This window comes from Kineococcus deserti (genome assembly GCF_050871945.1).
GTDB lineage: Bacteria > Actinomycetota > Actinomycetes > Actinomycetales > Kineococcaceae > Kineococcus.
The window spans coordinates 176,747-199,138 of the sequence record NZ_JBJLSI010000001.1 but is presented as its reverse complement, the minus strand read 5'-3'; the positions used below and the strand labels follow the sequence as shown (position 1 = coordinate 199,138).

Below are 22,392 nucleotides of genomic sequence, written 5' to 3'. Positions count from 1 at the left end.
TTGAGCAACACCCTCAACGGCGTCGTCGACCTCGACGTCGCCGGCGCGACGATCAGCCGCCACCTGTACGGCCACTTCGCCGAGCACCTGGGCCGCTGCATCTACGAAGGCTTCTGGGTCGGGGAGGACTCCGAGATCCCGAACACCGCCGGCATCCGCGAGGACGTCGTGCAGGCGCTGAAGGACGTCAGCATCCCCAACCTGCGCTGGCCCGGCGGCTGCTTCGCCGACGAGTACCACTGGATGAACGGCGTCGGTCCCCGCGAGGAGCGGCCCTCGATGGTCAACACCCACTGGGGCGACGTCGTCGAGGACAACTCCTTCGGCACGCACGAGTTCATGCAGCTGTGCGAGATGCTCGGCGCCGAGCCGTACGTGTCCGGCAACGTCGGCTCGGGCACCGTCGCCGAGATGAGCGACTGGGTCGAGTACCTGACGCGCTCGGGGGACGCACCGATGTCCCGCCTGCGCCGGGAGAACGGCCGCGCCGAACCGTGGAAGGTCCCGTTCTGGGGCATCGGCAACGAGTCGTGGGGCTGCGGCGGCAACATGACCGCCGAGCAGTACACCCAGCTCGCGGCCCAGTTCGCCACCTACTGCCGCAACCACGACGGCAACGAGCTGTACCGGATCGCCGCGGGCCCCAACCGCGACGACTACCACTGGACCGAGACGTTGATGAAGTCGATCAGCACCCTCGGCGGACCGGTCCGCTCGCCCAAGCACAACGGCTGGCAGGCGCTGTCCTTCCACTACTACACGCACGCCAGCGACGACTGGCAGCACAAGGGCTCGGCGACGGAGTTCTCCGCCGAGGAGTACCACGAGACGATGGTGCGGGCCTGGCGCATCGACGAGATCGTCCGCGGGCACTCCCGGGTCATGGACGCCTACGACCCCGAGGCCGCCATCGGCCTGGTGTGCGACGAGTGGGGCACCTGGTGGGACGTCGAACCCGGCACCAACCCGGGCTTCCTGTTCCAGCAGAACACCATGCGCGACGCGCTCGTGGCCGGGCTGCACTTCGACGTCTTCCACGCCAACGCCCGCCGGCTGGTCATGGCCAACATCGCCCAGACCGTGAACGTCCTGCAGGCCATGGTGCTGACCGACGGCGCGCGCATGGTGCTCACCCCGACGTACCACGTGTTCGCCATGAACGCCGGTCACCAGGACGCGACCAGCCACCCCGTGCAGCTCACCGCGCAGTCGCAGTACGCGGGTGAGCAGGGCGCCTACCCGACGCTGACCACCTCGGTCAGCTCCCGGGGAGCCACCGCCCTGGTGTCGCTGACGAACCTCGACGTCGACGACGCCGGCACCGTCCGCCTCGACCTGCGCGGCAAGGACTGGCAGGTCGCGAAGGCGACCCTGCTGGCCGCCCCGTCGGTGCAGGCCCACAACACGGTGGACGAGCCCACCGCCGTGGCCCCGACCGCGTTCGACGGTGCCCGCCGCGAGGGCGACACCCTCGTGGTGGAACTGCCGGCGCACTCGTTCGCGACGGTGGAACTCACCCTCGGCTGAGGACCTGGTCCCAGACGGCGGCCGGGGCACCCCGGCCGTCCGTCCGGGGCCAGTGCACGCAGACCTCGTCGTACCCGGCGTCGGCCAGGGCGGCGGAGAACACCGGCCAGTCGGTGAAGGCGCCGGTCTCGTCCAGGCCCAGCAGGGCCATCCGGCGCACCCCGGCCGAACCCTCGATCCGGGCGAACCGCTCGGCCGGCTCGCTGAAGCGGGCGATCGCGTCGGCCACGGTGTCCCCGCGGCGGGGTTCGCCGGACCCGTAGGTCACCCACGTCTGCCCCACCCGCGCCGCGAACCGCATGCCGCGCGGGCCCGCGGCGGCCACGGTCAGCGGTACCCGGGTCACCGGGCCGGGGATGGTGCGGGCGTCGACCGCGCGGTAGTGCGTTCCGTCGGCATCGGTCGCGCGCTGGGTCAGCAGCGTGCGCAGCAGCAGCGTCCACTCCTCGAACCGGTCCTGGCGTGAGCGGGGGGACAGCGGTGCGAGCCCGAGGACGGAGGCGTCGTGGGCGGCGGTCCCCGCGCCGACGCCGAGTTCGAACCGCCCCCCGGACAGCTGGTCGACGGTCATGACCTCGGAGGCGAAGGTGACGGGGTGCCGGTAGTTGGGGCTCGCGACGAGGGTTCCGAGGCGGATGCGGTCGGTCGCGGTGGCCGCGGCGGCCAGCAGCGGCACGGCGTTGTACCAGGGACCGTCCCGCAGGTCCCGCCAGGACAGGTGGTCGTAGCAGAACACCGTCCGCAGCCCCGCCTCCTGCGCGGTGCGCGCGGTGGCCAGGAAGTCGCCGGGGTGCAGGTCGTTGAGGATCACGCAGGACAGGTCCACGCGGGCGACCCTATTCGGCGGGCAGGTCCCCCACCCGGCGTGCGGCGACGACGGCCGCCGCGGTGCTGTCGACCCCGTAGCGGCGGCGCAGGGCCTGCAACTCCTCGGCGACCTCGGTGAGGGGCAACTGGTAGGTGTCGGCGATCACGGTGGCCGGCAGGCCCCGGGCGATCTCGCGCAGGACCTGTTCCCGACGCACGGGCAGCGGGGGCAACGTCCCCGCCGCGTCCGCGGGGGCCTCGTCCTGGACCTGCGGTGACCAGCGCACGTGCAGCAGACCGGCGGAGCCGAGGTCGAGGGTCACCTCGTCGTCGTCGCGCAGGGCCGTCAGCACCGTGCGCAACGACACGGGCCACGACGCTCCCGGCGGCGTGCGATCGTCCATGGGCTCCCCTCAGGCGGCGTCGCGAACCGCGACAGCGCCCAGGAAACACCAACGGCACCGGATGGATGAACTTTCCAGCACTTCCGGGGCCCGATCTCGCCGGTCCGGGCGCACCAGCGGACGGGCGCGCGACGGACCACTCACCGCGCGTGTCTGCGCCACCAGCGGCGCCGCGGTGCGGGCGTCGGCGCGGCCGGCGCCGGCGTGGGCCGTCGCGCCCGCCACTGCTCGACGAGGACGTCCGCGTCGAGCAACGGCACCACGATGAGCGGCCCGTCGGCCGGGCGGCGGTACAGCTCGTGCACGCGGTCGTTGAAGTCGCCGGCGACGGCCCGGACGGCGGCCTCGGACACCAGCTCGTGGACGTCGCGGGCCAGCACCTCCCGCTCCCGGCGCAGCGCCAGGGCCGGCGGCAGCATGGCGGTCACGTCGAAGCCCTCGCGCCGGGCCTTGTCGGCCGCCCACTGCTCGGCGGAGAAGTCGCGGTCCAGTCCCCGCAACGGCGCACCGGCACCCGGCAGGTCGTCGAAGTCCCCCCGCTCGGTGGCCTCACGGACCTGCCGCTCGATCCAGTCCTCGAAGGACGTCCCGATCGGCTTGCGGCCAGTCACGGCCCGAAGCTAACCGCCGGCTCCCCGCGGGGCAACGCGGAGGGCCAGCACCGGGCAGCAGCGCTGCGCCTCACGGGCCGCCCGCGCCAGCTCCGGCGGGACGAGGGCACGCCGCCCACCGGAACGCACGCGGGGGAAACCCCAGTCGTCGGCGACGAGCAGCTCGGGCAGCAGCCCGGTGCACGCTCCGTGCCCGTCGCAGGCGGCGAAGTCGATCCGCAGCTCGGTCACCCCCTCGGCCACCCCCTCGGTCACGTCGGTCACGCCGCCACCACCTCCCGTGCCGCGCAGGCACCTCGTCCGTGCGCGGCCACCTCCGCCGGGAACGCCAGCAGGGCCGAGGCCACCGTCCGGGCCGAGGCGTCCGGGTGCCGGCAGGCCCCGCGGTCGCCCAGCAGCCCGAGCGTGCGGTGCAGCTCGGCGATCCCGGCCTGGTCCAGGGTGCAGCGGGCCAGCGCCTCGACGAGATCGGCCAGCCGCGGCATCCCGAAGGTGCACGGTCCGCACTGCCGCACCGACTCACGGGCGAGGTAGCGGGTGAGGGCGGCCGTCACGACGAGCGCGCACTCCCCCGTCGCGACCGGCCGCACGACCCCGGCCCCCGTCAGGGCCACCGGTTCGGCCAGGTCCTCCGGTCGCCTCCACGACCCGTGGAAACCCCCCAGCAGCACGCCACCGCCGGCGTCGGCCCCGGCGCGCGCCAGGACCTCGGTCAGCGGTGTGCCCAGGGGCACCTCCAGCACCCGCGGTCCGGTGGGCAGGGCGACCGTGAGCAGCACCGTCGCCGGCTGGTCGCCGTGAGCGGTCAGGAACCCCAGGCGCGCCAGCGTCTCGACGTTCTTCACCACGGTGGGGCGGCCACCGACCCCCCGCCGGGCCAGGGGGACGCCGTTCCCCCGCGGGCGGGCCGCGTACCCCTCCAGGTGCGCGACGACGGCGGACTCCTGGCCCGCGACGAAACCGCCGGCCGCGACGGCCGTGTGGACGGCGGGACCGGGCACGCCCGCGGCCCGCCGTTGCGCGAGAGCTCGCTGGACCGCCTCCAGGCCCGGCCCGGCAGCGGCGCAGACGACCACGTCGCCGGCCCCCACGACGGCGGCCGCGGCGGCCGCTCCGTCCAGGACCAGGTGCGGAACGGTCGTGAGGACGGTGACGTCCTTGCGGGACAGCGGTTCGCCCTCCACCCCGTTGGCGACGACCACCCCCGTCCGGCCCGAGCCGGCCACCTCGTGACGCACGCGCAGCAGTTCGGGGGCCACCTCGCGGGCCGCCCCGCCCCGGCCGCGCAGACCGGTGCGGTGCAGCGCGGTCAGCAGGTCGTGGGTCCTGCCGGCGCGGTGCCGGGCGAGGTGCTCGGCGAGGTCGACGGGTCGGCTGCGGTCGTCGGGCAGGATCCTCACCGGTCTGCTCCTTCCAGGACGGCGGGACGGCGGGCGGGTTCGGCCGCTCGCCAGCAGGGGCGGGAACGTCCCGCGACCAGCGCGGCGACGACGGCGCTCACGCAGCCGGCGGCCAGGGCCAGACCCCACCAGGTGCGGGTGTCGGTGCCGACCCCCAGGGCGTGGGCGAGGGCGACGGCGAAGAACGGCCACGCCAGCGCGTGCACCGGCCGCCAGATCCGCCGGCCCAGCCGGACCCGCGCCAGGCTGGTGGCGACCAGCACCACCAGCAGCAGCACGGCGACGGTGCCCAGCCCGGTCCAGAACCGGTGGTAGGAGGAGGCGAAGGGGACGACGACGTCGAGCAGGTCGACGTCGACGTAGCCGTCGGCCACGACGCTGGCCACGTGGACGAGCAGGAACCCCGGGGCGGCCAACGAGAGGCTGCGGTGCACCAGCGGGGTGGTGAACCGCGGTGAGCGGCCCAGCCTGCGGTTGCCGCGGGTGAGGACGCCGAGCACGACGACGGCCGTGAACATCGGCAGCAGCACCAGGCCGCTGGCCCGGGCCACGTACCAGAGGAGTTCGGAGGTCACGACGGCCACCGGCCCGTCGTCAGGACGTCCCCGGCCGCGGTGACCAGCCGCGCACTGACCCCACCACCGGCCAGCCACGGCAGGGCCGCGTGCCCGCGCACCAGGGCGGCGGTGCTGGCGGTGTTCGCCCCGGCGCAGCTGCCGGCGGCCACGGACACCGTGCGCCACACCGGTTCGGCCGGCACCAGCGTCCTCGGGTCGAGGACGTGGTGCAGTTCCCGGGTTCCGCACCGCCACCGCCGGGACCGGGTGCTGGAGGTGGCCAGCGCCCCGCCGGCCGGGAGCTGCACGACCTGGGCCGGTTCACCCGGGCCGTCCTGCACCCTCACCTCCCAGCCGTCCCCGGACCCGGCCGTGGCGACGTCCCCGCCCAGTGCGACGAGCACCCCCACCCCGAGACGTTCCGCGACCAGCGCGGCGCTGCGGTCGGCGGCGGCGGCCTTGGCGGTGGCGCCCAGGTCCAGCCGGACCGGGACCGGAACCCGCACCCGGTTCCCGGCCAGTTCCACCGCCCGCCAGTCGGGGCGCTCGCGGCGGACGACGCAGGCCCGGGCGCCCGCCACGTCCGGCAGCTCGGCGAACGGCCGGTCGTAGCCCAGGGCGGAGACGGCGTCCCCCAGGGTCGGGTCCACGTCACCGTCGGTGCGTTCGGCCGCCAGCAACGCCTGCGCCAGCAGGTCCGCGAGGTCGTCGGAGACCGTCGTCCAGCGCCCGCCGGGCAGCCGCGACAACTCCGAGTCGGGGCGGAACCGGTTGCAGGCGTCGTCGACGCGGCGCAGCTGCGAGACGACGAGGCCGTGCGCGGCGGGCAGCGCGGCGGGGTCCGCCACGACGACCCGCGCGGTGGTGCCCCACACCGCCCACTGCGCGACGGTGTCGGTCACCGGCAGCGTCTCGGTCAGCGGCATCACGAACCCCCCGACGTCGCCGACCCCGCACCGGCACCGGGAGAGACGCCGGAGGTCCCCGGCGACCACTGCCCCGACTCCTGCGAGTCCGTGCTGCTCGTCGACGAGGTCGACGAGGTCGTCGTCGAGGAACTCGTCCCGTCGTCCGTCACCGCCAACGCGGTGGTCGCCCCCGCGGTGGCGACCACCCCGCCGACCACCACTGCGGCGGTGGTCCACCGCGCCCGCTTCCGTCCGTCCACGGCTGAACTGTCGGCCGTGGACCTGCCGCCCGGTGGTGAGCCAGCTGTGAGCTCTATGAGCTGTACTGCGCCGCCCAGTCCGCGACCCGCCGCGCGCTCTCGGCCTCGGACAGGTCCTCGACCCGCGTCATGACCGACCAGCGGACCCCGAACGGGTCGCGGATGCTCGCGAACCGGTCCCCGGAGGCGAAGTTCGTGAGCGGTTCCCGGATCGTGGCCCCGGCGGCCTCGGCGCGGGCGACCACGGCGTCGGCGTCGGCGCAGTACAGGCCGAGGGAGTAGCAGTCGTCGTCCCCGGACGGAGCGGGCACGAGGTGGTACTCGGGGTTGGGTTCGCCCAGCTGCAGGTGCCCGTGGCCCAGGTCGAGGTCGGCGTGCACCAGGACGCCACCCACCTCGGTGACGTCGACGACCCGGGCGCCGAACACGTCGCGGTAGAACTCGACCGCCTCCCGCGCCCGGGGCACCGCGAGGAAGGGAGTCAGGCTGGTCAGGCCGTGCGGGACGCCGTCGGTGGTGTGCTGTCCAGAAGTCATGTGCCGATGCTGGGGCCGCACGGCCGCCGCCGGCTTGGAGATTCGCGTCTACCCTCGCTGCGTGACCGGTCAGACGCGCGGCGTCCTCTACCCCGCGCGGCTGCCCCGCTTCACCCGGCTCCCGGCACCCGCCGCGGCCGAGGAGCTCGTGCGCTGGTTCTGGATCCCGGAGTGGGACCTCGAACCGGGCCGGACCTCACGCCAGCACGTCGTGGCCCACCCCGGCTGCAACGTCGTCGTCGACTCCCGCGACGGCGGTTTCGTCGGGTTCGCCGGTCCCACGACGCGGCGCTCGCACCAGGACCTGAGCGGGCGCGGCTGGGCCGTGGGCGCGCACCTGCGGCCGGCCGCCGTCCCGGCCTTCACCGACGACCCCGCCGCCGCACGCGACAGCTACCGGCCGCTGCGGGAGCCGGAGCTGTTCGCCGCGGTCGCCGCGCAGATGGCCACGTCGGCGCCGGACCGGCTGGAGCGGGCCGTGGCGGTCCTGGCCGACCACCTGGTGCAGCGGTGCGGTCCGGTGACCGAGGAGGCGCGCGCCGCCAACGAGCTGGCGGCGCTCGTCGACGGCGACCCGACGGTCCTGCGGCTGGAGGACGCCGCCGACAGGCTCCGCCGGTCACCGCGGACGTTGCAGCGGCTCGCGCGCCGCTACGTCGGGCTGCCGCCGGCGGCGATGATCCGCCGGCGCCGGTTGCAGGAGGCCGCCGAGCGGGTGCGCACCGACCGCACGGCCGACCTGGCCGCGATCGCCGCCGACCTGGGTTACGCCGACCACGCCCACCTCACGAACGACTTCCGCACGGTGCTGGGCACGGCGCCCAGCGAGTACCGGCGCGAGCACCGGGACGGAGACGCCTAGTCCTGCTCGGAGCCGAAGAAGCCCTCGACGACGTCGTGCACGGCGCCGGCGAAACCCGGTCGCGCCGTCCAGGGTTCGACCGCGGACAGGACCCCGACGTCCACCAGCCGGGTCACCACGGCCAGGGCGGCCGGGAGTTCCTCCTCGTCGCCGGTCTCGGCGAGCAGTTCCCGCAGCCGGCCGGTGGTGATGGGGTCCAGCACCGCGGAGGCCACGACCGACAACGCACCCACGATGGCGCCCGGTGAGGGGCACGCCGCCAGGGTTCCGCTGACGAGGGCCGCCAGGAACGTGGTCGCCAGCTGGTACCGGCGTTCGGGGTCCCCGGCGTCGGGAACCGTCGTGCGGTCGTCGTCGACGACGACGAAACCCGACGACGTGAGGTCCAGCAGCAGCGTGACGGGGTCGATCTCGGCACCGAAGGGTTCCAGCCGGGAACGCAGCACCTCCACGGCGGGACCGTCGGCGAGCCCGGCGCCTCCGAGTTCGACACCGACGGCCAGTTCGTCGACGGCCGCGAGCGCGGCCGTCACGACGGGCAGGTCCAGCAGGTCCGCCAGCCGGCCGGCGACCGGCTGCGCGGCCTCGGCCGCGGCGAGGGCGTCCAGGACGCTGCCCTGTCCGGACACCGTCCCGCCGACTCCTCCGGAGGCGACGTCCAGGCAGTCGGCCAGCTCCCCCGGATCGCCCGCCCACTGGTCGGACTCGCCCAGGAACATCAGGTAGGAGGTCCAGGCCAGCCGGGTCTCGTCGACGAGTTCCTGGGGGTCGAGTTCGTTGTGCTCGGCCACGGCGGGCACGATCTCGGTGAACAGTTCCGCGAGGTCGTCCGGGGTGAACCGGCGCCCGGTGGCGGGCACCGGCTCGTAGCCGAAGGTCAGCACCAGCCAGCCCAGGGACTCCATGACCCGCGCCTCGAGGTCGGCCGCCTCCAGGACCGTCTCGTCCTCGGACAGTTCCTCCTCCAGGAAACGCCGGAACGGCACCTGCAGGTCCCCCAGCACCCGGCCCCCCGCGCGCAGCGGCGAGAGCTGCGAGGCCGCGTCGAGGTGGCGCGCCGGATGGCCGCGGGACTTCTTCTTCTTGGGCACCCGGCAAGGCTAGTCGGGGCGCTGGATCCGCACCCCCGGCCCCGTGGCGAACCCCAGCCGCGCGTAGACGCGGGCCGCGCGGTCGTCGTCGGGTTGCAGGTGGGCGAAGGCCGAGCCGGCGGCGAAGGCCCGTGCCAGCAGCCAGGACGACACCCCCGCGGCGACGCCCCGGCGCCGCGCCGACGGGACGACGCCCACCCCAGCCAGCATCACCGCCGGCCCGGCGTCGGCGTCCGAGCGCACCGCGTACGCCAGCGCCACCGGGCCGGCCGCCCCGGTGACCAGGGCGACCTCGACACCCGGTACCTCCAGGTGTCCGCCCAGCCACGTCCGGGCGACGTGCGCCGGCCCGCCGAACGCGGCCACGTCCACCGCCACGCACGCCTCCAGGTCGGCCGGAGCCGCCGGGCGCACGGCGAACCCGTCGGGCCACGGTGCGGGCCGGAAACCCGCGGCGGGCAGCCCCATGAGCGGCTGCTCCACGAGGAGTTGCCCGGCCCAGCCGAAACGTTCGGGCACCCGCCACGCCCACGGCTCACCGCGCCCGGCGAACCAGGCGGCGACGGCGGCCGGATCGGCCAGCAGCGGATCGACGAGGTCGGCGCCGTTGTACTGCCCGAAACCCGTTCCGCTGCTCGCCAGCCGCACCCCCGGCAGCCGGGCGACCGCACCACCGGGACGGCCCGCCAGCACTGCCCAGGCGTCGGCGTGCGCGGTTGCCAGATCGGTCACCGGCACAGGGTGCAGCCCGTCGCCGTCGCGGTCCAGCGAGTTTCCGGCCGCTGTCGTGGAACCAAGCCGTCAGCGCCGTGCGAGGGTGGCCTGGACCGCCCGGCGCCGGTGCGCGACCTGCGCGGCGTCCGGTACGACGACCACCGGGGTGAGCGCGTGGTGCAGCACGGCGTGGCTGGTGGACCCGATGAGCGCCGAGGTGAACGCCGCGTGCCCGCGTGAGCCCACGACGAGCAGCGCGCAGGTCCCGGCGGCCTCGAGCAGCACGTCCTCGGGGTGGTCGTGGCGCACGACCGTCCCGTCCACCTCGACCCGGGGGTCGCTGCGCTGCAACCGCTGCACGACGTCCTCGAGGCGGGCGTGCGCGGCCGCCTCGTCGTCACCGCGGCTGGCGACGGCCGCGGTGGGGTCCAGGCCGAGGGTGAGGTCGGCCACGGCCCGCCGGACGAGCACGACGTGGACCCGCGCACCGGTCACGGCGGCCTGGGCCAGCGCCCAGCACGCGGCCGCCGTCGACGACGGCGAACCGTCGAACCCCACGACGAGGTCGCGGGCGCCCCGGGTGGCGGCGCCGCGCACGACGACGACGGGGCAGAGCGCGTGCGCCGCGGCGAACAGGCTCGTCGAGCCCAGCTGGAATCCGCCGAAGACGCTGCAGCGCAGGCGGTTTCGATGCCGTGCCCCGGTGACCAGCAGGTCGGCGCGGGTGGCGGCGGCCAGCAGGGCGGGGCGGGCGTGGTCGTGCACGAGGGTGGTGCGGACGTTCCCGTGCACGCGGTGACGGACCAGGTCGCGGGCCCGGGCCAGCTCGTCCCAGCAGACCTGGTCGAGCTGTTCGAGGACCTCGGGGACGTAGCCCGCGTTCCAGGTGTCCACGGCGGGCGGGAACCGCACGCCGCGCACGATCTCCAGGTCGGCCTCGCTGCGGTCGGCGGCGTCCGCGGCCCACTCCACGGCCGCCCGGCAGTCGTCGAGGGTGTCGAGCCCCACCACGATGGTCCCCACCACGATCACCTCCGCGTGAACGTGTGGGCACTGTGCGCCCCGCCGGCGGCGGAGCGCAACCCGTCAGACCAGGCGGCGTTCGGAGTGGGTCAGCCGGACCTGCAGGACGGTGGCGATGACGTCGCGGGAGGCGATGCGGCGGCGGACGCGGCGGCCGTCCTCGACGACGACGACCTCGGGGCAGGACAGCCCGGTCGCGGCGATGGCGGTCGCCGCCTCGCGCGACAGGACGTCACCGGGGTGCAGACCGGCGAGGGTCGTCTTGGTGGTCTCGGGCAGGTGCAGCCACCACTTGGCCAGGCCGGGGTCGAGTTCACGACGGACGTATCCCGAGCCGCCCCAGGACCCGGAGTCGTCCCGCGGTCCGGTGGTCTGCTGATCTTCGAACGCGTGCACATGCGCACTGTGGTCCATGGCGCACGATCCCGCGCGCCGAAGCCGAACCCGTTCGGGTGATCAGGCCGGCGCGCCCCTGCGCCGAGGCACAGGACGGAAGGTCAGCGGCGGGAGGAGCAGGTGCGTGCTGGCGACTCTCATCGTGCTGCGCACGCTCGTCGTGGCGGCGGCTCTGGCGCTGATCTGCCGGCGCGCCCGCCGGGAGCGGGCCGCCGTGCGGACCTGGCGGTCCTACCGGGCCGGTTTCGCCCTGCTCCTGGTGAGCAGCGCCCTGGAGACGGTGCTGTACCTGGCCGGCTCTCCGATCGGGGCCGCTGGGCTGGTCGCCGTCCTGCCGTTGCGGCTGACGAGCACCGCGGCCTGCTTCTTCCTCTACCACGGCATCGCGACCTGGTACCGCTCGCACGAGAAGAGCCGGCCCGCCGGTCGGGTGGACTGGCTCGTGGGCGTCAGCTGCGTCCTCGGTGCGGCCGGCACCGTCAACCTGTGGGTCGACGTCCCCACGGGCCTCGACGGGTGCGCCGACCAGTTGCGGCTGGTGAACGTCAGCTCGATCGCCGTCCTGCTCTCGGCCGTCGTGGCGATCTCGCTGGTGCTGCCGCGGCCGGTGCGCGGACGCGCCCTGACGGTCGCGGCGAGCGTCCTCGGTGTGCTGCTCACCCAGGTCCTCTACCTGGTCACCGGGCCGACGACGATGTCCGTCCTCGTGGCGTGGGCGGCGTGGGTGTCGATGTGCGCGGCGTACGCCTGGCTGGCGCTGCTGCGCCCGGTGCCGGTCGGCCGGTGGCACCCGTCGGCGGCAGGGGTGCCCGTGGCCGCCTCGGCAGGTCTGCTGCTGGGGCTGACGGCTCTCGTGGGGGCCGGTCTGGACGACGGTTCCTCGCCCTGGGCGGTGGTGTACGGCGCCGCCGCGATCGCCGGCTCCGGGACGAAGCTGATCCGGCTCATCCGCGACCTCGCCGACCACGACCGGGCCCGCCGGCAGGCCAGCACCGACGACCTGACGGGCCTGGCCAACCGCCGCGCGTTCCTCGAGAGGCTGTCCGCCGAGACCGTCGCCGGCCGGGCCGTGGGGGTGCTGCTGCTGGACCTGGACCGGTTCAAGGAGGTCAACGACCAGCACGGGCACGCGGCCGGCGACGAACTGCTCGTGTCGATGTCGGTGGCGCTGGAGTCCGCGGTGCCCGGCGCCGCGCTGCTGGCCCGCCTGGGCGGGGACGAGTTCGCCGTCGTGCTGCCCGCGGCCGGTCCCGAGGACGCGCTGGCGGTGGGCCGGCGGATGCTCGCAGCGGCGGTCGTCCCGGCCAGCATCGGGGTCGCGACCTCGACGGGCGCGGACGGGCTGGCCGGTGCGGAACTGCTGCGCCGGGCCGACACCGCGATGTACGCGGCGAAGACCTCCGGGCGCGGGGTCGCGCTGCACGACGACGCCACCGACCGTGCGTGGCGGCAGCGGGCGGCCCTGTCCGACGAGCTGCACGCCGCCCTGGGACCGGGCGCACCGCAGGAGGCGGCCGCGGCCTTCGAGGTGCACTACCAGCCGCAGGTGTCCCTCGCCGACGGTTCCGTCGTCGGTGTGGAGGCGCTGGTCCGGTGGAACCACCCCCGCCTGGGACTGCTCGCGCCCGGCGGGTTCCTCGACGTGCTCGAGGAACGCGGGCTGATGCCCGCCCTGACCGTCCACGTGGCGCGCCGGGCCACGGCGGACCTGGCGGCCTGGCGGGCGGCCGGGCACCACCTGCGGTTGTCGATCAACACCTCGAGCACCTCCCTGTCGGATCCGCAGCTGCTCGAACTGCTCGACGAGGTGGCCCGCGACACCGACCCCGCCGACGTCGTGGTCGAGGTCACCGAGACCTCGCTGATGATCGACCCGGAACGGGCGCTGGCGACCTGCCAGGACATCACCGGGCGCGGGTTCGCCCTGAGCATCGACGACTTCGGCACGGGGTACTCCTCGCTGGCCTACCTGGCCAACCTGCCGGCGACGGAGGTGAAGATCGACCGGGCGTTCACGTCGCGGGCGCTGCACGACGAGCGGATCGCCGCCATCGTGGCGGGCACCGTCGAACTGGCCCACCACCTGGGGCTGCGGGTCGTGGCCGAGGGCGTGGAGGACGAGGCGACGCTGGACCTGCTGGCCGACCTCGGGGCCGAGGAGTCGCAGGGGTACCTGCACAGCCGGCCGCTGCCGGCGGCGCAACTGCTCAGCTGGCTGGAGCGGCGAGGTGCTCGACCGCAGCCCGCACCGACCCCCCGGCCCGCGCCAGCGCCTCCCGCGCCCGCTGCGGTTCCCGCCCCGACAGGTGGGACACCAGCGCCGTCGGCAGATCTCCGTCCGCGGCCGTGAGCAGGTCGCGGGCCTGCTCCTGCGGCAGACCCGTGACCTCGCCGAGGATGCGCAACGTCCGGCCGTGCAGCTTCCCGTTGCCGGCGACCAGGCAGACCATGAGGTTGGAGTACGTACGCCCCGACCTGACCATCACGGCGGTGGAGAAGGAGTTCAGCAGGAGCTTCGTGGCCGTCCCCGCCTTCAGCCGGGTGGACCCCGTGAGCACCTCGGGGCCGGTGACCGCCGCGACGACGTGGTCGGCGTGCTCGGCCAGCGCGGGGGCGGGGACGTTCGTCAGCAGGGCCGTGACCGCACCCCGTTCCCGCGCCGCCCGCAGCGCACCGGCCACGTACGGCGTGCGGCCGGACGCGGCGACCCCGATCACGACGTCCCCCGCCCCCAGGCCCGCGGCGTCCGCCGCTCCCGCCTCGACGTCGTCCTCGACGTCCTCGACGGCCTCGGTCAGCGCCGGCGGACCCCCGGCGACGTGCCCGACGACCCGGCCGGGTTCCAGGGAGAACGTCGGTCGCAGTTCCGCGGCGTCCAGCACCGCGAGCCGACCCGAGGTCCCGGCCCCGAAGTAGTGCACCGACCCCCCGTCCCGCAGGGCCGCGACGGCGGCGTCGACGAGTTCGGCGAGGGCGGGAAGCACCGCGGCGACCGCGTCGGCGACGGTGCGGTCGCCGTCGTTGAGCATCGTCAGGACGTCCAGGCTCGAACCCCGGTCGAGCTCGGTGGTGGCGGGGTTGCGCTGTTCGGTGGGCAGTTCGCTCACGGGGAGCTCCGTCCGTGGAAGGGCAGGCGAGCCTGCAGGCTGCCACCGACCGCGGGGATCGGGCCAGGGGCGCTCACCACCGCGAGGTGTCCCGGGGCACCACAGCCTCGTCGCGGGCCTGCGCTGCTCGTGGGTACGGGGTGGGCCCGGCCGTGGGTGCGGCGCGGACGTCGCTCCAGCAGCCGTTCCACCGCACCCGTGGCCGTTCCCGTGCCCGGTGGGTCACCCCGCCCGCAGGAACGAGACCCGCCCGTCCGTCTCCAGCACCGCGACGTCCACCTCGCTGAACCGGCGGATCCCCTGCTGCCGCGCCGTGGCCATGAGGTCGTCCAGCGACATCCGCTCGCGGCGCAGCACGTCGAGCAGGGGCTCGCCGTCGCGGACGACCAGGACGGGTTTTCCGTGCACGACCCCGCGCAGCTTCGGGAACCGGACGTTGATCCAGGACAGCAGCAGCGTCAGCAACGTGAAGACGCCGATCACCAGCACGCCGGCGGTCAGCGAGTAGTCCTGCTGCGTCACGGCCTGCTGCACGAGGTCGCCCATCGCGGTGTAGAGGATGAGCTGGAAGGAACTCAGCTCGCCCAGCGACGACCGCCCCGTGATGCGGGTGATCAGCCACAGGAAGACGAAGACGACGACGGCGCGGACGACGATCTCCACGGGTGTTCTCCTCAGGGTGCGAGCCAGGTCGAGAACGACACGGAGACCGCGCGCTGGTCCCCCACCAGCACGGCCACCTCGCCGTCCCCGCCGCGTTGACTGCTCGGTTGCACGTACGCGTCGAAGCTCAGGGAGAACTCCCGCCCCGGCGGTGGGTCGAACGTCAGGTAGTCCCACGTCGCGTCGCTGGTCTGTGCGGAGGGTTCGGGGCTGAAGCCCTGCTCCTCCCAGAAGTCGAAGTAGTCGCTGGTGACGGCGAGGACGACCTGGTCGCCGAAACCCTCGGGAGGCGCCGTCAGGTCCACGCCCCACTCGGCGTCCAGACCGGCACGGGCGGTCCGTGGGTAGGTCACGGTCAGCTCGTAGCCGCCTCCGGCAGCCGTGGCCTCGCTCGTCCGGACTCCGAGGAGCCCGGCGCCCCCGGCCACCACGACGAGCAGCAGCACGACGACGCCCGCGCGGCGCAGCGCCTGGACGACGGGCCCGCGGGAGCGGGTTCCCAGGTCCGAGACGGTCTCCACGCGATCACTCTCCCGCCGCGGCCCCCAGCGCGCGAACCAGCGCGTCGAGCTGCTCACCGCCCGCGGTCGCGGCGACCTCCTGCGCGGACCGGGCCGCGGCGCGGCCGCTGCCCGACCGGCACCAGGCCAGCTGCTCGTCCAGCGCGGCCGCGTCCAGGCCCTCGGCCGTCAGCACGCACGGCCACCCCCAGGCCCGCGCCTGCGCGGTGACCTTCCCGCCCCCGGCGACCGGGTCCACGGCCAGCGCCGGCACGCCGCTGCGCAGCGCGAGCACCATGCCGTGCAGCCGGGTCGTCACGACGACGTCGAGCCGGGCCACGATCGCGAGGACCTGCTCGGCCGTCGCGGGCATCCGCCAGTCGCGCGGGTCGAGCCGGGTCTCCAGCTCCAGGCGTGCCACGTCCAGGCCGCCGAGCCAGTCCCCCAGCACCTTCGTCACCTCCTCGTGCCGGCGCCGCGTCCCGTACTCCCCCTGCCCGTGGGTCAGGAACACCCCCAGCACGTCGAGGCCGTCGAGGACGGGCCGGGCGGCGAGGTCGCGCTGGGGGTCGCGTCCGGGAGCGTCCCGGGGCACCACGACGTCGAAACCCGTGACCGCGGGGTCGGCGGGGTCGAGCACCGAGACCCCCACCGCCAGGCGCCGCGCGTGCGCGAACCGCTCGTGGAACTCGACCACCCGTGGGCCCGCGACCGGCCCGCAGACCCAGACCACCGTGGAGTACGCCTGCGGGTCCAGCTCGTCGTACAGCAGGCCGCCCCGTGGCCCGTACGCCAGGTGCATCGCCGGGCTCCACGCCTCGTCCACCTCGTGCCCGTCGGCGCGCAACCGCTCCGCGACGGCCTGCGTCGCCAGCACGTCACCCGCCGTCGACTCCCCGTGCAGCGGGCTGGACCACCCCACGAGCAGGATCCTCACGCCAGGACCCCCGCCGCCTCCAGCGCCAGCCGGCACTGCTCGCGGGTCCGGACGGCCAGGACCGGCGTTCCCCCGCACGACAGGGAACCGTCGGCCGTGAGGTTCGGCATCGGCTCCGCGGCGATGTCCAGCTGCCCCAGCCGGGCGCACACGGCCTCGCGCACCTCGGGCTGGTCCCAGCCGATCTCCCCCGTCAGCACCAGCGCGTCGAGGCGGTCCAGGTTCGTCGCCTGCGCGGCGATCTCCTTGGCCACCCGGTGCGAGAACACCCTCAGCGCGAGGTCGGCGACCTCGTTCCCGGCCTGCGCTGCGGCCACCAGTTCGCGGGTGTCGGCGCTCAGCCCGTCCGACAGCGCCGTCAGCCCCGAGGCGTGCTGCAGACCGTCCTCCAGCTCGTCGAGGTCGACGCCGTGCCGCAGCAGCCACACCAGCGCCCCCGGGTCGATCGACCCCGACCGGGACCCCATGGGAACACCCTCCAGCGGTGTGAAACCCATCGAGGTGTCGACGCTCACCCCGTCCTTCACGGCGCAGACCGACGATCCACCACCGAGGTGGGCGAGGACGACCTGCAGCGAGCCGGCGTCCCGGGCCAGCAGTGCCGCAGCACGTTCCAGCGTCCACGCGTACGACAACCCGTGGAACCCGAACCGGCGGACACCCTGCGCCCGCCAGCTCGCCGGCAACGGGTAGGTGCGCGCCTCCTCCGGCAGGTCCCGGTGGAACGCGGTGTCGACGCAGACCACCTGCGGCACGTCCGGCAGCGCTTCGCGCACGGCGTCGAGCGCGTCCAGCGCCGGCGGCACGTGCAGGGGGGCGAGGTCGGCCACGGCGGACAGTTCCTGCCGCACGTCGTCGTCCAGCAGCGTCGGGCCCGTGAGTCCGCCGTCGTCCGGGTCACCACCGTGGACGAGGCGGTGCGCGACGGCGTCGATCCCGTCGATCCCGTCGAGGCCGGCGAGGAACTCGCGCAACGCGTCGCGGGACGCCTCGGAGGCGGGCGGGTCGTCGGTACCACCGGTCGCGAGGACGGGGTCGGGTTCGTCGGCGCCGGCGGGAGCGAGGACCAGCTTCCCGGCCACGTCCGGGTCGACCACCGCCAGTTCCAGGCTGTGCGACCCCGCGTTCACCGTCAGCACCCTCACGACCAGCTCCAGTCCGTGACCTCCGACGGGTCCACCCCGTCACGGCGCAGCTCCTCGCGGATCCGGTCGCGGTCGGCGAGGAACCCCGTGGCCAGTTCCTCCGCCGGCCCGTCCCACCCCGCCCGGGCCGCGGCCCGCACCGCCGCGGCGGCCAGGTCGTGCCGGGACACCCCGTTGCTGGCGAGCAGGTCGTACGGCGTCGTGGTCGTTCCTTCCTCCACGTACCCCTTGACGTGGAACCGGGCCGGGTCGGGCCGGCCGTGCAGCACCTCGTGCACGGCCGAGGGGTAGCCGTGGAAGTCGAACACGACGGGTGTGCCCTCGCGCCCGAACCACGCCTCGAAGGTGGCGTCGTCGACACCGTGCGGGTGCCGGTCCGCCGGGGGCAGGGCCAGCAGGTCGACCACGTTCGTGACCCGCACCTGCAGACTCGGGGCGGCGCGGCGCAGCAGCCACGCGGCCGCGAGGGTCTCCACGGCCGGGATGCCGCCCGCGCAGGCGAGCACCACGTGCGGGTCCCCCGGGGAACCGGCCCACTCCCACACGCCGCCGCCCGCGGCGCAGTGGGCACGGGCCTGCTCCAGCGACATCCACTGCGCGCTGGGCTGCTTGCCCGCCACCACGACGTTGATGCGGTCGGTGCTGCGCAGCACGTGCTCCACCGTGACCAGCAACGAGTTCGCGTCCGGCGGCAGGTACACCCGCGCGACCGTCTTCTTCTTCTGCAGCACCTGGTTGATGAAACCCGGCCCCTGGTGGGAGTAGCCGTTGTGCTCCTGCCGCCAGCCCTCCGACGTCAGCAGGTAGTTCAGGCTCGCGACGGGTTCGCGCCACGGAACCTCCTGCGACATCTTCAGGAACTTGGCGTACTGGTTGACCATGCCGTCCACGATCGAGACGAACGCCTCGTAGCAGGGGAACAGCCCGTGCCGCCCCGTCAGCAGGTACCCCTGCAGGAAACCCTGGCAGTTGTGCTCGCTGAGCGTCTCCACGACCCGCCCCGACGGGGCGAGGTGCTCGGCGTACTGGGCGTTGGCCGCCTGCAGCGGCCACACGTAGGCCCGGTCGGTCGCCTCCAGCACGGCCTCGAGCTTGTTCGACTCCAGCTCGTCGGGACAGACGATGCGGAAGTCGCGGGCGTCCTCGGTGTTGCGCACCAGCTGCGCCAGCCACGGCCCGAGCGTCGGCGTCGGGCCGGCCTGCACCGCACCCGGCGCCGGGACGTCGACGGCGAACTCCTCCAGCGGCGGCAGCGGCAGCTCGCGTCGCAACCGGCCACCGTTGGCCTGCGGCACCGAGCCCAGGCGCAGGGCTCCCGACGGGGGGATCCCCAGGATGTCGTCGTGCGGGCGGCCCTCGGCCGTGAACAGCTCCTCGGGGCGGTAGGACCGCAGCCAGCGTTCCAGTTCGGCCAGCGCCCGCGGGTCGTCGGACACCCCCTCCAGCGGCACCTGGTGGGCGTGGAACGTCGAGGCCAGCGGTGTCCCGTCCGGGTCGGTCTCGGGAACCCCCCAGCCCTTCGGCGAACGGACCACGAGCACCGGCCAGCGCGGCGGTCCCGCAGGAGTTCCACCGCGGTGTTCGGCCTGGATCGAGCGGATCGCCGCGTGCGCCTCGTCCAGGGCGTCGGCCAGCAGCGCGTCCGGGTCGACGGCGTCCACCACGTCGACGATCCGGGGTTCCCAGCCGGCACCGCCGAACCAGTTCCGCAGTTCGGCGTCGCTCATGGTCCCGTAGATCGTCGGGGAGGCGATCTTGTACCCGTTGAGGTGCAGCACGGGCAGCACCGCACCGCTGGTCGCCGGGTCGAGGTACTTCGAGGCGTGCCAGGCCCCGGCCGTCGGGCCGGTCTCGGCCTCCCCGTCGCCGACGATGCACGTCACCAGCAGGTCCGGGTCGTCGAACGCCGCCCCGAACGCCGTGGCCAGCGCGTACCCGAGTTCACCGCCCTCGTGGACCACCCCGGGAACCTCCGGTGACAGGTGGCTGGGGAAGCCGCCCGGCCAGGAGAACCGGCGGACGAGTTCGGCCATCCCCGCCGCGTCCAGCGACAGCGCCGGGTCGAGCTCGGCGTGCGTGCCCTCCAGCCACAGGTTCGCGTGGTTGGCCGGGGCGCCGTGGCCCGGGCCCGTCACCAGGAGGGTGCGCTGTCCCGTGTCACGGACGAGGCGGTTGAGCCCGGCGTACACGTAGGTGATGCCTGGGCAGGTTCCCCAGTGCCCCAGCAACCGGGGTTTGAGGTGCTCGGCCCGCAGCGGCTCGCGCAGCAGCACGTTGTCGCGCAGGTGGATCATCGCCACCGCGAGGTAGTCGGCGGCGCGGCGGTACCGGGCCAGGGCGGCGGTCTGATCGGGCATGCGGCCAGGCTAGGCAGCCGAGTCCCCGCTCGCCTCCGGGCGCAGCAAGTCGTTGCGGCGCACCAGGTCCAGCGCCAGCGTCTTGTACCCCACCGCTTCGAACAGCACGGTGACGCGGTCGTCCTCGTAGTGCATGACCTGTCCCGCTCCCCACTCCCCGTGGTCCACGGTGGAGCCGACCGGGAACGGCTGGTCGTCCGCGGACCGCTCGGCGGCCGTCCCGGCCCGGCAGGTGTCGCAGCGGCCGCAGGGTTCGGCGAGCTCCTCGCCGAAGTAGCCCAGCAGGAACTGCCGGCGGCAGGCCGTCGTCTCGCACAGCGAGCGCATCATCTCCAGTCGGGAGCGTTCCACCGTGCGCTGCTGCTCCGAGACGTGCACGGCGGCCTCCGCGGCCCGGGCCGGTGGCGGCGCGCCCTCGGGCACGACCAGCCGCCCCTCCTCGTCCTCGGCCAGGGCCCCCACCTCCTCGAGCAGGTTGATCGCGCCGGCCAGCCGGGTCGCCGACACCTCCAGCTCGCGGCGCAGCTCGGTGGGCTCGACCGGGCCCTGGTGCGCGCGCACGGCCGCGACGGTCTCGCGCAGCGGCTCGACCTTGGCCACCCCGGAGGAGAAGAACGTCCGCAGCCCCAGGTCCTCGGGGCGGTAGAACAACGTCGCGACGGCGGGTGACCCGTCCCGGGCCGCCCGGCCCACCTCCTGGTAGTAGCTGTCCGGGGAGTCGGGGACGGTGGCGTGCACGACGGCCCGCACGTCGGGCTTGTCGATGCCCATGCCGAACGCGGTGGTCGCCACGACGACCTCGAGGTCGCCGTCGACGAAGGCGCGCTGCACGCGGTCGCGGTCGGCCCGCCGGCGCCCGGCGTGGTAGTGGTCCGCGGACCGGCCCGCGGCCGCGACCTGCCCGGCGATCTCCTCGGCGTCGGCCTTGGTGGCGACGTAGACCAGCACGGCGCCGGCCGTCTCGGCCACGGCGTCCAGGACGCCCTGGCGCTGGGTCGCCGCGTCGGTGCAGTGCACGACGCGCAGGTCGATCTCGGGACGGTCGAAGCCCTCCACGAGGACGAGGGCGTCGTCCATCCGCAACTGCTGCAGGACCTCGGCGCGGACCTGGGGACTGGCCGTCGCGGTGAGGGCCGCCACGGGCGGGTTGCCGAGCTTGGCCCGGGCCGCGCCCAGCCGCAGGTACTGCGGCCGGAAGTCGTGCCCCCAGGAACTGACGCAGTGGGCCTCGTCGACGACGAGCAGCCGCGGCCGCAGCCGGGCCAGCTCCTCGACCACCTCCTCGCGCGCGAGCTGCTCGGGGGCCAGGAAGACGAACGTCACGTCCCCGGAGCGCAGCTCCTCCTGCGCCGTGCGCCACGCCGAGGCGGACAGGGCGGAGTTGAGCATGACCGCGCCACCGCGGCGGTGGTCCTCCCGCAGCCCGTCGACCTGGTCGCGCTGCAGGGCGATGAGCGGTGACACCACGACGACCGGCCCGTCCAGCAGCAGGGCCGGCACCTGGTACACGGCCGACTTGCCCGCCCCGGTCGGCATGACGGCCAGGACGTCGCGCCCGGCCAGGACGGCACGCATCGCCTCCTCCTGGCCGGGGCGCAGCTCGGTGTAGCCGAAGGCCTCGCGCGCGGTGCGGAGCAGGTCGTCGCTCGCCGGGGTCACGGCGTGGGCATGCCGCCGTTGACGTTGAGGACCGCGCCGACGACGTAGCTCGACTCCGGGGAGGCGAGGAACACGTAGGCGGGAGCCATCTCGGCCGGCTGGCCCGCGCGCCCCAGCGGGGTGGACTGCCCGAACTCCGGCATGGCGTCGTCCGGCTGACCGCCGGCGATCTGCAGCGGCGTCCAGACCGGGCCCGGGGCGACCACGTTGACGCGGATGCCCTTCGGTGCCAGCTGCTGGGCCAGGGCCTGCGACATGGCGATGATCCCCGACTTCGTCGTCGCGTAGTCGACGAGGTTCGGCGACGGCTGGTAGCCCTGGATCGAGGCCGTGTTGACGATCGTCGAGCCCGGCGGCAGGTGCGGGACGGCCTCCTGGGTGATCCAGAACAACGAGTTGAGGTTCGTCCGCACCGTCTCCTCGAACTGCGCCGAGGTCAGGTCGGCGATGTCCTCGACGTGCTGCTGCTTGCCGGCCACGTTGGCGACGAGGTCGATGCCGCCGAGCTCGCGCACGGTCGTGGTGACCAGGCTGCGGGCGAACTGCTCGTCGGTCAGGTCGCCGGGCGCGAGCACGGCCGTGCGGCCGGCCTCCTCGACCAGCGCCTTCACCTCCTGGGCGTCCTGCTCCTCCTCCGGGAGGTAGTTGAGGACGACGTCGGCTCCCTCGCGGGCGAACGCGATCGCGGCGGCGCGGCCGATGCCGGAGTCGGCGCCGGTCACCAGCGCCTTGCGCCCCGCGAGCCGGCCGGTGCCGCGGTAGGTCTCCTCACCGTGGTCGGGTTTCGGCGACTGCCGCGCGGCCAGGCCCGGGCCGTCCTGCGGCTGCGGCTCGAAACCGTCCTGGTGGTACCGGGTGACGGGGTTCGTGAAGGTGTACTGGTCGGTCACGGGTCAACGGTAGGCAGCGCATGTCGGAACCGCCCGTC

23 protein-coding genes and 1 pseudogene are annotated in these 22,392 nt (G+C 74.6%); 3 read left to right on the top strand and 21 right to left on the bottom strand.

Translation table 11 applies throughout. The features are described 5' to 3' along the window. A complete protein-coding gene (locus ACRYR2_RS01050) occupies positions 1-1,527 on the top strand; it encodes an alpha-N-arabinofuranosidase (RefSeq protein ID WP_432560953.1) in 1,527 nt (508 codons plus the stop codon). Here the strand turns inward: ACRYR2_RS01050 and ACRYR2_RS01045 are convergent. The 9 genes from ACRYR2_RS01045 to ACRYR2_RS01005 form a co-directional block, all read right to left on the bottom strand. After that, a complete protein-coding gene (locus ACRYR2_RS01045) occupies positions 1,514-2,353 on the bottom strand; it encodes an LLM class flavin-dependent oxidoreductase (protein WP_432560952.1) in 840 nt (279 codons plus the stop codon). The two genes, ACRYR2_RS01050 and ACRYR2_RS01045, sit on opposite strands and share 14 nt — an antisense overlap. Before the next feature lie 10 nt (positions 2,354-2,363). Beyond that, the gene (locus ACRYR2_RS01040) at positions 2,364-2,738 is read right to left on the bottom strand and encodes a hypothetical protein (protein WP_432560951.1); all 375 of its coding nucleotides are present in this window, start codon (positions 2,736-2,738) and stop codon (positions 2,364-2,366) included. A gap of 140 nt (positions 2,739-2,878) precedes the next feature. Then, positions 2,879-3,349: a DnaJ family domain-containing protein gene (locus tag ACRYR2_RS01035; RefSeq protein WP_432560950.1), complete on the bottom strand. Its 471-nt coding sequence runs from the start codon at positions 3,347-3,349 to the stop codon at positions 2,879-2,881. Positions 3,350-3,358: 9 nt separating this feature from the next. Further along, complete coding sequence (locus ACRYR2_RS01030) at positions 3,359-3,613, bottom strand: ferredoxin (protein ID WP_432560949.1); 255 nt, start codon at positions 3,611-3,613, stop codon at positions 3,359-3,361. After that, complete coding sequence (locus ACRYR2_RS01025; protein ID WP_432560948.1) at positions 3,610-4,749, bottom strand: NADH-ubiquinone oxidoreductase-F iron-sulfur binding region domain-containing protein; 1,140 nt, start codon at positions 4,747-4,749, stop codon at positions 3,610-3,612. The genes ACRYR2_RS01030 and ACRYR2_RS01025 overlap by 4 nt, the downstream gene beginning before the upstream one ends. Next, entirely contained in the window at positions 4,746-5,333 is a 588-nt protein-coding gene (locus ACRYR2_RS01020; RefSeq protein WP_432560947.1) for a ferric reductase-like transmembrane domain-containing protein, read from the bottom strand. The genes ACRYR2_RS01025 and ACRYR2_RS01020 overlap by 4 nt, the downstream gene beginning before the upstream one ends. Next, positions 5,321-6,232: an FAD:protein FMN transferase gene (locus ACRYR2_RS01015; protein WP_432560946.1), complete on the bottom strand. Its 912-nt coding sequence runs from the start codon at positions 6,230-6,232 to the stop codon at positions 5,321-5,323. The genes ACRYR2_RS01020 and ACRYR2_RS01015 overlap by 13 nt, the downstream gene beginning before the upstream one ends. After that, positions 6,232-6,474, bottom strand: a complete 243-nt coding sequence (locus ACRYR2_RS01010) for a hypothetical protein (RefSeq protein ID WP_432560945.1) — start codon at positions 6,472-6,474, stop codon at positions 6,232-6,234. Before ACRYR2_RS01010 ends, ACRYR2_RS01015 begins: the two co-directional genes overlap by 1 nt. 53 nt (positions 6,475-6,527) lie before the next feature. Beyond that, positions 6,528-7,010, bottom strand: coding sequence for a VOC family protein (locus ACRYR2_RS01005; protein ID WP_432560944.1), 483 nt, complete (start codon positions 7,008-7,010; stop codon positions 6,528-6,530). Positions 7,011-7,071: 61 nt separating this feature from the next. Here ACRYR2_RS01005 and ACRYR2_RS01000 point away from each other — a divergent pair, with 61 nt between their 5' ends. Next, positions 7,072-7,872 (top strand): helix-turn-helix domain-containing protein, encoded by an 801-nt coding sequence (locus tag ACRYR2_RS01000; RefSeq protein WP_432560943.1) that lies wholly within the window; start codon positions 7,072-7,074, stop codon positions 7,870-7,872. Here ACRYR2_RS01000 and ACRYR2_RS00995 read toward each other — a convergent pair. The 4 genes from ACRYR2_RS00995 to ACRYR2_RS00980 form a co-directional block, all read right to left on the bottom strand. Next, positions 7,869-8,963 (bottom strand): hypothetical protein, encoded by a 1,095-nt coding sequence (locus tag ACRYR2_RS00995; protein WP_432560942.1) that lies wholly within the window; start codon positions 8,961-8,963, stop codon positions 7,869-7,871. The genes ACRYR2_RS01000 and ACRYR2_RS00995 overlap by 4 nt on opposite strands. A gap of 9 nt (positions 8,964-8,972) precedes the next feature. Further along, on the bottom strand, positions 8,973-9,695 hold the full coding sequence (locus tag ACRYR2_RS00990) for a GNAT family N-acetyltransferase (RefSeq protein WP_432560941.1): 723 nt from the start codon (positions 9,693-9,695) through the stop codon (positions 8,973-8,975). Positions 9,696-9,764: 69 nt separating this feature from the next. After that, a complete protein-coding gene (locus tag ACRYR2_RS00985; RefSeq protein ID WP_432560940.1) occupies positions 9,765-10,700 on the bottom strand; it encodes a universal stress protein in 936 nt (311 codons plus the stop codon). A gap of 63 nt (positions 10,701-10,763) precedes the next feature. Further along, positions 10,764-11,096 (bottom strand): hypothetical protein, encoded by a 333-nt coding sequence (locus ACRYR2_RS00980; RefSeq protein ID WP_432560939.1) that lies wholly within the window; start codon positions 11,094-11,096, stop codon positions 10,764-10,766. A 16-nt stretch (positions 11,097-11,112) separates the two neighbouring features. Here ACRYR2_RS00980 and ACRYR2_RS00975 point away from each other — a divergent pair. Beyond that, positions 11,113-13,272 (top strand): annotated as a pseudogene (locus ACRYR2_RS00975) (putative bifunctional diguanylate cyclase/phosphodiesterase); the annotation flags it as partial. 31 nt (positions 13,273-13,303) lie between these two features. Here ACRYR2_RS00975 and murQ read toward each other — a convergent pair. The 8 genes from murQ to ACRYR2_RS00935 form a co-directional block, all read right to left on the bottom strand. Further along, entirely contained in the window at positions 13,304-14,203 is a 900-nt protein-coding gene (murQ, locus tag ACRYR2_RS00970; protein ID WP_432560938.1) for an N-acetylmuramic acid 6-phosphate etherase, read from the bottom strand. 222 nt (positions 14,204-14,425) lie between these two features. Beyond that, the gene (locus ACRYR2_RS00965; RefSeq protein ID WP_432560937.1) at positions 14,426-14,866 is read right to left on the bottom strand and encodes a DUF421 domain-containing protein; all 441 of its coding nucleotides are present in this window, start codon (positions 14,864-14,866) and stop codon (positions 14,426-14,428) included. Between the two features lie 11 nt (positions 14,867-14,877). Further along, positions 14,878-15,387, bottom strand: coding sequence for a hypothetical protein (locus ACRYR2_RS00960; protein ID WP_432560936.1), 510 nt, complete (start codon positions 15,385-15,387; stop codon positions 14,878-14,880). 4 nt (positions 15,388-15,391) lie between these two features. Then, positions 15,392-16,303, bottom strand: coding sequence for a polysaccharide pyruvyl transferase family protein (locus tag ACRYR2_RS00955; RefSeq protein WP_432560935.1), 912 nt, complete (start codon positions 16,301-16,303; stop codon positions 15,392-15,394). Further along, the gene (locus ACRYR2_RS00950; RefSeq protein WP_432560934.1) at positions 16,300-17,448 is read right to left on the bottom strand and encodes an acetate/propionate family kinase; all 1,149 of its coding nucleotides are present in this window, start codon (positions 17,446-17,448) and stop codon (positions 16,300-16,302) included. The genes ACRYR2_RS00955 and ACRYR2_RS00950 overlap by 4 nt, the downstream gene beginning before the upstream one ends. After that, positions 17,445-19,805: a phosphoketolase family protein gene (locus ACRYR2_RS00945; protein ID WP_432560933.1), complete on the bottom strand. Its 2,361-nt coding sequence runs from the start codon at positions 19,803-19,805 to the stop codon at positions 17,445-17,447. The genes ACRYR2_RS00950 and ACRYR2_RS00945 overlap by 4 nt, the downstream gene beginning before the upstream one ends. A 9-nt stretch (positions 19,806-19,814) precedes the next feature. Then, positions 19,815-21,464 (bottom strand): RecQ family ATP-dependent DNA helicase, encoded by a 1,650-nt coding sequence (locus tag ACRYR2_RS00940; protein WP_432560932.1) that lies wholly within the window; start codon positions 21,462-21,464, stop codon positions 19,815-19,817. Next, the gene (locus tag ACRYR2_RS00935; RefSeq protein ID WP_432560931.1) at positions 21,461-22,354 is read right to left on the bottom strand and encodes an SDR family oxidoreductase; all 894 of its coding nucleotides are present in this window, start codon (positions 22,352-22,354) and stop codon (positions 21,461-21,463) included. The genes ACRYR2_RS00940 and ACRYR2_RS00935 overlap by 4 nt, the downstream gene beginning before the upstream one ends. Between the last annotated feature and the right edge of the window lie 38 nt (positions 22,355-22,392).

Coding starts and splice junctions, on each gene's coding strand:
- ACRYR2_RS01040 (WP_432560951.1), bottom strand. CDS start 2,738: ATGGACGATCGCACGCCGCCGGGAGCGTCGTGGCCCGTGTCGTTGCGC.
- ACRYR2_RS00945 (WP_432560933.1), bottom strand. CDS start 19,805: ATGCCCGATCAGACCGCCGCCCTGGCCCGGTACCGCCGCGCCGCCGAC.
- ACRYR2_RS01015 (WP_432560946.1), bottom strand. CDS start 6,232: ATGCCGCTGACCGAGACGCTGCCGGTGACCGACACCGTCGCGCAGTGG.
- ACRYR2_RS01005 (WP_432560944.1), bottom strand. CDS start 7,010: ATGACTTCTGGACAGCACACCACCGACGGCGTCCCGCACGGCCTGACC.